10 protein-coding genes are annotated in these 8,929 nt (G+C 39.0%); 7 read left to right on the forward strand and 3 right to left on the reverse strand.

The features are described 5' to 3' along the window. The 3 genes from MICAI_RS01585 to MICAI_RS01595 form a co-directional block, all read right to left on the reverse strand. Positions 1–694, reverse strand: a 694-nt coding sequence (locus MICAI_RS01585; RefSeq protein ID WP_039899419.1) for a ParB N-terminal domain-containing protein, incomplete at its 3' end; no start/stop codon positions are given. Next, entirely contained in the window at positions 695–2,044 is a 1,350-nt protein-coding gene (locus tag MICAI_RS01590) for an AAA family ATPase (protein WP_008196863.1), read from the reverse strand. A gap of 246 nt (positions 2,045–2,290) precedes the next feature. Further along, positions 2,291–3,232 carry a serine hydrolase gene (locus MICAI_RS01595; protein WP_008196865.1) on the reverse strand — a complete coding sequence of 314 codons (942 nt, stop codon included), beginning with the start codon at positions 3,230–3,232 and terminating at the stop codon, positions 2,291–2,293. A 110-nt stretch (positions 3,233–3,342) separates the two neighbouring features. Between MICAI_RS01595 and MICAI_RS01600 the strand changes: the two genes are divergently transcribed. The 7 genes from MICAI_RS01600 (at position 3,343) to MICAI_RS01630 (ending at position 8,850) form a co-directional block, all read left to right on the forward strand. Continuing rightward, positions 3,343–4,005, forward strand: coding sequence for a 4'-phosphopantetheinyl transferase family protein (locus MICAI_RS01600; protein ID WP_008196866.1), 663 nt, complete (start codon positions 3,343–3,345; stop codon positions 4,003–4,005). 97 nt (positions 4,006–4,102) lie between these two features. After that, positions 4,103–5,236, forward strand: coding sequence for a glycosyltransferase family 4 protein (locus MICAI_RS01605; RefSeq protein WP_008196868.1), 1,134 nt, complete (start codon positions 4,103–4,105; stop codon positions 5,234–5,236). Positions 5,237–5,291: 55 nt separating this feature from the next. Then, the gene (clpS, locus tag MICAI_RS01610; RefSeq protein WP_008196870.1) at positions 5,292–5,585 is read left to right on the forward strand and encodes an ATP-dependent Clp protease adapter ClpS; all 294 of its coding nucleotides are present in this window, start codon (positions 5,292–5,294) and stop codon (positions 5,583–5,585) included. 2 nt (positions 5,586–5,587) lie between these two features. Next, complete coding sequence (locus tag MICAI_RS01615) at positions 5,588–5,872, forward strand: DUF2103 domain-containing protein (RefSeq protein WP_002732155.1); 285 nt, start codon at positions 5,588–5,590, stop codon at positions 5,870–5,872. 5 nt (positions 5,873–5,877) lie between these two features. Further along, the gene (locus MICAI_RS01620) at positions 5,878–7,824 is read left to right on the forward strand and encodes a pentapeptide repeat-containing protein (protein WP_008196886.1); all 1,947 of its coding nucleotides are present in this window, start codon (positions 5,878–5,880) and stop codon (positions 7,822–7,824) included. 52 nt (positions 7,825–7,876) lie between these two features. Further along, positions 7,877–8,296 carry a helix-turn-helix domain-containing protein gene (locus MICAI_RS01625; protein ID WP_002782657.1) on the forward strand — a complete coding sequence of 140 codons (420 nt, stop codon included), beginning with the start codon at positions 7,877–7,879 and terminating at the stop codon, positions 8,294–8,296. 299 nt (positions 8,297–8,595) lie between these two features. Continuing rightward, a complete protein-coding gene (locus tag MICAI_RS01630; RefSeq protein ID WP_008196889.1) occupies positions 8,596–8,850 on the forward strand; it encodes a hypothetical protein in 255 nt (84 codons plus the stop codon). Positions 8,851–8,929 lie beyond the last annotated feature (79 nt).

Raw genomic sequence — 8,929 nt, forward strand, 5'->3', positions numbered from 1 at the left:
AATTAGAAATTAACAAATAATCTATAAGCTTAATTAATCTTTTCTCTTTAACTCCTGACACCGGGCGATTTAGGACATCTTCCAAAGAATCAAAGGGCTTTTCTGAACGTTTTTTCAGAAAGTCATTAACAGATGCAGGTGGAATTCTCCCTTTTTTAAGTTGATTAGCGTCACAGCTATTCAAAAGCTCTAAAATCGATTTAGAAGGAGGAGAAGCAGGAGGAGGAGGAGAAATAATAATTTTTTCTTCCAGTCTTTTGATTTCTTTTTGGTACTCCTCTCGGATTGCTTGTAACTGGGTTTCTAATCGTTTTTCAAGATTACTCATCCTCAATTCTAGAGGATTATCTGTTTTTTCAGGCGTGGTAATTAACCTAGGAGAAGGAGATAATAACTGGATTTGCTGTAAAGCGATATTCTCCGCTTCTTTATCAACTACAAAAGCGTTAATCATCTCGATGTCAGGAACTTTCTGATTAGCGATGACAGAAGCATAATATTCTAAATCTCCACTGATAATATTATAACGTTCATCAACTTTTTTATTATCAGCTTTTTTGAGAATAACAGGGCGAATAAGTCCACCCATTTCAATAATAAGATTGGCTAAATTTTCTAATTCAGTTTCAGAGAAGGTTTCTCTGGGAACAGAAGGATTAATATCAGTAATATCGACTCGTAAAAATTTACACATTTATTTAACTCCTATTTTCGCTAAAACTTCGATTGCTAAGGCTTCAAATTCTGATGCTGATACTCCCGCATCGCTTTTATGTTCAGCATAATCAATTATAGATTGGGGAGCAGGAATTTCTAAATCTCCCACGGTAACGTATTGATTTATACAGCGAGATAAAGGCATTCTTTCCGAGATAGTTGATTCCATCAAGGGTAAATTATATTTGTCTGGAATCACTTGTTTTTGTTTGGGAAAATTAAATCTTAAGTATTGAGCATGGGTGGAAATTTTGGAAGGTAAAACGCCTAAAATTTGTAGGGTTGGTTTACCCAAATCTCCACGACTTTCATTGATTTCTTCTTGAACAAAGTTTTTAACGCTATCTAATCCTTGATTAGAAAATGGTTTAAGATCTGAAGGAATTATCAGATAATCAGCTGCAATTAAAGCAATGCGTGCATATAAATCAAGTGCGGGAGGTGCATCAATAATTACAATATCATATTGATCCTTTACTTTCTCTAATTTTCTGGCCAATCTAGCAAATACCGCCGCATTATCTTTAATTTTAGCTTGGTTAGCAATTAAAGATATGTGAGAGGGAATAACATCAATTTCTGGATGATTGAATCCTTGAGACTTTCTGACAATATTCTCAATAAAAATGCGGTTACTGTTATCTAGTAAATGAAAGACATTTTTATCTTTTAAATCATCGTCATCATCGAATTGAAACTTAATTAAACCAACGGCAAAGGTACTATTAGCTTGAGCATCAATATCAATCAATAATACTCGCTTGCCTTTTTTACTCAAGGCTGCCGCTAGATTGGTAGCGACGGTGGTTTTACCAACACCACCTTTATGATGATAAATTGCGATGGTTTTCATGGGATTTTTGTTGTTGATTGTTGGAGAATTAAGCGGTGGAATACCCAGGGATAAAGTTTCGTAGCCAATCAGAGATTTTAACTGTTCTAAGTGAGAGGCAATTTCTAACCCAGAACATCTAAAAACTAAATAAATTTTATCGGGTTTTCTTCGATAAAGTTGAATCTCATCACCGTTGGTTAATAATCCCCACTGCACTTTAAAGTAGTTGAGATAATAGCCTAAACGGTGACGATGATTGATGAGCTTTTCTCTGGGGTTTTTAGCCTCGATAATTAGACAGTGAGAGGCAAAAAACTGCCTTTTATTGATAGGTTTTTGAGCGGAAACAAGGAAATCTAAGCGGACTTTACCGAAGCTAACTTGTTGATACCAATGTTCGGCATTGTAGCCTAGTTTGGGGAGTAAATACTGAACAATTAGTTTACTCTCCACTTCCCTTTCGTTATGACAATGGCGAGGATTGAAAGTCACATATTTGAGGAAATACTTAAAAATAACTTATTGTTAGTTTAAATGATGACAGCCCTTCCCGTCAAGGTAAAGCAAAGAGTAAACTTAATCAAGTATTTCAGCTGCAAGAACAAACCCAATCTATCCCAGAAAAGCTGTATATTGAGATGCACATGAGTAAATTTACATATACATATCTATGGCAGTAGGATGTTTATCTAGCACTTTTGACAATGACAGAGAAAACCATCCTACCCACAGGTTAAATTAATGGAGCTGCATAATTTTCTCGGCTACTTTCTGGGAAATAAAAGGTAAAATTGAGCGATTTTGACTGTTATCTTTTCCCTCGGTAAATACCACCAAGAGATAGGGAGTATGATGGGGAATTTCAATATAGGCTGCATCGTGACGTACTTGACTTGTCCAACCAGCTTTTGACCAAATTTGACTATTTTCTGGTAATCCCTGTCCCAAAAATCCTAAAATTTGTGTCTCATCTCCTTGACTTGTCCAATCAGCAGGATTAAGACTTCGTTTTAGTAAAGACATCATCATCTGGGAACGTTGGGAAGAAACCGCAATCCCCCCGATAATAGTATGAATTAAACGCACCACTGCATTGCTAGTTAACATATTGCGATTCTCCATTAATTCCCCTAAAAAAGCGCGTTCACGTCCATAGGGACCGTCAGACCAAGTTTTTTGATTAACGTTAATTGTCGCTAATTCCGGCCAATTTAGGGATTGAAAATAACGATTAACTATGTTGCGTTGTTGCTTCCAAGTTTCAAAGGGACTGGCGGCAATTTCTGGACCGCTAGTGGTTCCCGTAACCAGATCTACAACTAAACTGGCAGCATCATTACTAGAGTCAACAATCATGTCACGAATGGCGCGATTTAATTCCGTGCTTTCGGGAATCATTCCCCCCTCTAACCACTCATGAATTGCTACTAAATAAAATAATTTCACTAAACTGGCAGGATAGGTTCTTTCTTGTCCGCGATAACTAAATCCGCGGGGTGAATATTTCCAGAATTCTTCGTGAGAAATTGCTCCCCCCGTGTTGACGACAACGGGAGGATCATATACTATCCAAGTTAGGGCAATTTGTTCTTGAGCTAATTGGGGAAATGCTCGCCAAGTTGTTTCTAAAATATCTGTACCGAACTGTTGGAGATGGTCTTCAGTATGAAAAAAGTTCATAGGTGTGCTGCAAAGTCAAGAGTTAGAAGGTGGATAAATTCTTGAGTCGGCAATTCTCATTTTACGGTAAAATTTACCGATAATTAATTATTTGATCGCTTCTGAGTTTAATGTTTATATCTACCGATGAGGTTCATCTCTATTTTATCAGTCTCGATCCCTCTGGGGATAGACTAGAAAAACTGGCTTCTTTGCTCTCGGAAGATGAAATAATTAGAGCTAATCGTTACCATTTTCCCCAACACAAGCGGCGTTTTTTGGTGGCGAGGGGTTGTTTACGGGAGATTTTAGGGTCATATTTGGCGATAAGTCCCGAAAAAATCGAGTTTATCTACAGCGAACGGGGAAAACCGAGTATTAACTACCAATTGCAGTTTAATCTCTCCCATTCCGAGGAGATGGCCATCTGTGGCTTGACTTTAACCGCTCGCATCGGGGTAGATTTAGAGAAAATGCGCGAGGTGAAAGATTTAGATAGCTTGACAAAAAGGTTTTTTTGTGCTAGGGAACACGAGCTTGTTGAAAAGTCCGCAGAGAAGGAAAAGCTATTTTTTCAGTTATGGACGGCAAAAGAGGCTTATTTAAAGGCACTGGGAACGGGAATTAGCGGGGGACTCGATCGAGTGGAAGTGGGCCTCAATCCCTTAAAATTAGACAATGTGGCGGGGGAATGGCAATTATGGACAGCGGCAATCGGCGATAATTATCGAGCGACGGTGGTTATCGAAGGTAGCGATCGAGTGATTAAAACCTTTGGCCTTTCTGATCTATGATTAATTGGGGAGTTAATTGCCTTGAGAAATTCAGTAATTATTCCTAGCTATCTCAAAAAAAGCTTGTCCTTAATTATTACTTAACCTTGTTTTCTCTATGCGAATTGCTCTTTTTACAGAAACTTTCTTACCGAAAATCGATGGCATTGTCACCCGTCTTAAACATACCGTGGAACACCTACAAAGATTAGGTCATCAGGTATTAGTTTTCTCTCCCGATGGCGGTTTAAAGGAGTACAAAGGTGCTAAAATTCATGGAGTTACAGGGATTCCCTTACCCCTATATCCGGAATTAAAAATGGCTTTCCCCCGGCCTTCCGTCGGTCAAGCTTTAGAGAGGTTTAAACCTGATATTATTCATGTGGTTAACCCGGCTATTTTAGGGGTGGGAGGCATTTATTTTGCCAAAACTATGAACATTCCCCTCGTCGCTTCCTATCATACCCATCTCCCCCAATACCTACAACACTATGGATTAGGTTCCCTAGAAGGATTACTCTGGGAATTATTAAAACTGGCCCACAATCAAGCAAGTTTAAATCTCTGCACTTCCACCGCTATGGTGCAAGAATTATCTAGTCGTGGCATTGAAAAGGTCGAGCTTTGGCAAAGGGGAGTCGATACGGAATTATTTCAACCTCATTTAAAATCCCCGGCCATGAGACTGAAATTATCCCAAAATAACCCCGATAGTCCTCTCTTATTATACGTTGGTCGAGTGTCGGCCGAAAAAGAAATCGATCGCATTAAACCAGTCTTAGAAGCGATTCCCGAAGCAAGATTTGCCATTGTGGGAGATGGTCCCCATCGGGAAGCTTTAACAAGTCATTTTGCCGACACAAATACCCATTTTGTCGGTTATTTACAGGGGTTAGAATTAGCCTCCGCTTTTGCTTCCGCAGATGCTTTTCTTTTTCCCTCACGCACAGAAACCCTCGGTTTGGTACTCTTAGAATCCATGGCTGCCGGTTGTCCGGTAGTGGCAGCAAATTCGGGGGGAATTCCCGATATTGTCACCGATGGAGTTAATGGTCATCTCTTCGATCCTAGGGATGAAAAAGGTTTAATTAGTGCCACCCAAAGATTACTAACCGCCAAGGCAGAAAGAGAGGAATTACGACGGAATGCGCGTCTAGAAGCGGAAAAATGGGCATGGCAAGCGGCCACCAAACAGTTATTAAATTACTATCACCAAGTTTTGAATAATAATTCTGTGGCTTTTGCCGCTTAATTGTTGTCAAAATGCTCGAATTTAACCGCAAAAACTTTGACCTATTGTAACTTTTATGGCCAGCGCACCCAGTACCACCTTAGATAAGTCCACCCAAGGGGTGAAAAAGACTTATCCCAACTATAAAGTTATTGTTCTCAACGATGACTTTAACACCTTCGATCATGTGGCCAATTGTTTAATTAAATATATCCCGGATATGACCACCGATCAAGCTTGGGAATTAACTAATCAAGTTCACTACCAAGGACAGGCAATTGTCTGGACAGGTCCTCAAGAACAAGCGGAACTTTATCACCAACAATTGCGACGGGAAGGATTAACCATGGCTCCCCTAGAGGCCGCATAATTATGAATAATGGTCGCTTAGTTTGGAATCATTCTACTCATATACCGGGGTTGATTGCGGTATTAGAAAAGTTAATTACTTATCAGGGAATCACCACTGTCACCCCGGGGGTACTTTCTCGCTCAAAAGGTCATTGTCCGCGGTTACAATTGCGGATATCAGTGCCGATTCGTGGTGGTTTTAAGCTGATTGCGAGGACAGGAAAAAGTGTTCAGGAAGTCTTTGTTATCACCGATTTAAACCAAGAGGATTTAGAAATGGCTATCCAAGCTTGTTTAGGAAAATAACTGTCGTGGGTGCGTTGTTGAAAGGCTGCTGGTTACTAATCATTGTTTTTCTGTTTTTCTGTTTACATTCTCTCCCTAGTTTGGCAGTAATGGATAGGGTTCCTTTAACAGTAACTTTATTGCAGGAACGTTTAAGCGCACCCGTCCTTAAAGAAGGGATGACTACTATCGATTTAGCCAATTTAGTTATCGATATCCGCGATGAAAATAAGGAACTGCAAGAACAATTTTATCAACAGATTCAAGGTCAAATTAATCGCGCTAAACAACCCCTAGGTTTAGATTTTAGTAATTCCTTAATTCAAGGCAATTTTATCGCTTCCCGTCTGGGTTTACCGACTCCTTTAACAAAAGTGGCCCTTGCTACCTTGTTATCACCCACGGAAGAACAGTTATTACAACAGGACGAAAATTTTTTATTCGATAGCGATGAACCGGTTTTTAATGTCACAGTATTTCGTGGACCGGTGAAGTTGCAGGGAACGGTATTTATGGGAGAAGTGGACTTTTCTAAGACTTTTTTTCTGCAAATTGTCGAAGCAATGGCAGCAAAATTTAGTCGTGAAAGTAATTGGGTAGAATCGCGTTTTGCTAGGGTGGCAAAATTTACCAAAGCCAATTTTATGGGAGATGTAAATTTTAGTCAAAGTCAATTTTTAAATAAAGCCATCTTTCGCACGGCCCATTTTAAAAGTATTACTAACTTCCATCGCAGTCATTTTACTGCCGAAGCTTATTTTGATCAAACTAAATACGATAAACTCGCAGATTTTACCCGTACTTTCTGGGAAAAAGAGGCCAATTTTTCCCAAAGTCAATGGCGAGATCGTCCGCTATTTTCTAAGAGTAGATTTTTAAGTTTATTAACCTTTAGAAATGCCACTTTTGAAAAATCGGGCGCTTTCCGGTCTAGTTATTTTAATGGTGTGGTTAGTTTTCAAGATGTGAAACTTTTAGATCAGGTAGATTTTAGTAATTCCACTTTTACTAACAATAGTTATTTGAGTGTATCAGGATTAGCTTTTGATTCCGATAAAGCGAAAATCCTAGGAGATAGAGGAGTAATTGGTCAAGCAATTTATTTACCAACTTTAACAGGAAATGAGACAGTTTTAAGAAATTTGGTTCGTAATTTTCGCTCCCTAGAACAAATTGCCGATGCTAATCAAATTGAATACAAAACCGAAAAATTGCGATTACAACAGTTAAAACAAAAACTGAATAATATCTCAGTTATTCGCCTAATTAACCTCACTTGGGTAGCTGATTTTCTGCATACTTCTTTCCTTGCTTTACTATTACTCTTAAGTCAAGATGGTACAAATTTTAGTTTAGTTTTTGGGACAGGAATCATAATTTTTGCCTATTTTGGCTGTTTATTTTGGTTAATTGATCGCGTGCGTCGTCTCACTCCTAAACCAGTAATTCCTAGTCGTTATGAAATCTTTTGTATGGTAACTAGCTATATTATTCTCACCCTTTCTGGTGTGTTTAATATCCTGCAATCTGCCAGTCGTCCCCTACTAACTTTAACAGCTATTGCCCTAATTCTTGTCCCCTTACCCCTAATTTTAATTATCGAACTTTATCGTCGGGGACGCTATCACGATTTAATGGATAGTTCCTATTTCCTGCAAGATGGTAGTATGCGACAATTACGCTTATTAATCACCCGTTTACCCGTAGTTCCCGAATTTCCCCTCTTTCGCGAGCGTTATACTCCTATTCCTTGGCAAAAGCGTTGGAATTGGTTAAATTATTACGATTTAAGTCTCAATAATTTGCTAAAATTAGGCTTTAATGATTGGCGAGTTCGCGATCGAGAATTACCCGCTATTATTTCTTTTTTAGTTTGGTATCAATGGGGTATCGGCATCTTTTATATCACTCTCCTTATCTGGACTCTCTCGCGCACGATTCCGGGGTTAAATCTCTTGATTTATTTAAAATAAACTGTAAAAATTGAAATAGAGTAGTTATCTTTTTGTTTTGGGTAACAGAAATATGAGTGGAAAAATGACCCTTACTTTAAACCGTGATACCTACGGAAGGTTACTAGCCGAGTATCTACCAAAAGTGATAGAAAACGATGCAGAAAACGAACAGGCTATTAACCTAGCTGAGGCCTTATCTCATCGAGAAAATCGCAGTCTAGAAGAAACCACTTTGTTAAATTTACTCTTGACTTTAATCGAAAAATACGAACAAGATCATTATCCCCTTGAAAAATCAGAACCCCATTCAATACTCTGGGAACTCATGGAAGCTAACAACTTACAAGAAAAAGATTTATCAGATATACTAGGTTCAAAAACCATAGTTTCTGATATTCTTATTGGTCAACAAATAATAACAGAAAAACAAGCTGTAAAGTTAGGACAGTTTTTTCACGTTGACTCAAGTTTGTTTTTATCTACTCAGTAAATTTGGGCTATATTAGGTGATGGTTGGTTATAATATAAATATCTATATCTACACTGGAAGAAAATTAAACAAATGGCTAATCTTGAAGAAACTGTCTTAACAACTTTTCTTCAGCTTCCTCAAGAAAAAAAGCTTCTGCTGTAGCTGATGAAGTGAACTACTCTCAATTCCGTTGAGAGTAGTTCAAGAGTAACCTTTGAACGTCTCCAAGAAGCTGGCTTTTGGGTTGCACCCGGCCTACAGATTTTTCTGCTAAAATTATCTACACAACAGTACACAAGCGGGAAAAGCAATAGTCTATGCAAGAAAAAATCGGAATGGGAGAATTCCGGGATCATCTCGCCAAATATTTGAGTTCTACTACTCCCATCGCCGTCACTTGCCAGGGTCAGACGGTGGGCTATTTCTTGCCGGCACGACCGGAGCCATCGGAAGCGGAGATCGACGGGTTAAAACGCGCCGCCGAGACGTTGGATGCGCTTTTACGCGAACAGGGACTTTCTGAAGATGCGCTCGTTCGCGAATTCCGTCAACTCCGCGAAGGCGAGCGTTAGGCTTTCTGCCATGACGAAAAGAATCGTTCTGGATGCCAATATTCTCATCCGTGCCGTGTTGGGGAAAAAGGTACGGGAG

The sequence above is a fragment of the Microcystis sp. T1-4 genome (genome assembly GCF_000297435.1).
Taxonomy (GTDB): domain Bacteria; phylum Cyanobacteriota; class Cyanobacteriia; order Cyanobacteriales; family Microcystaceae; genus Microcystis.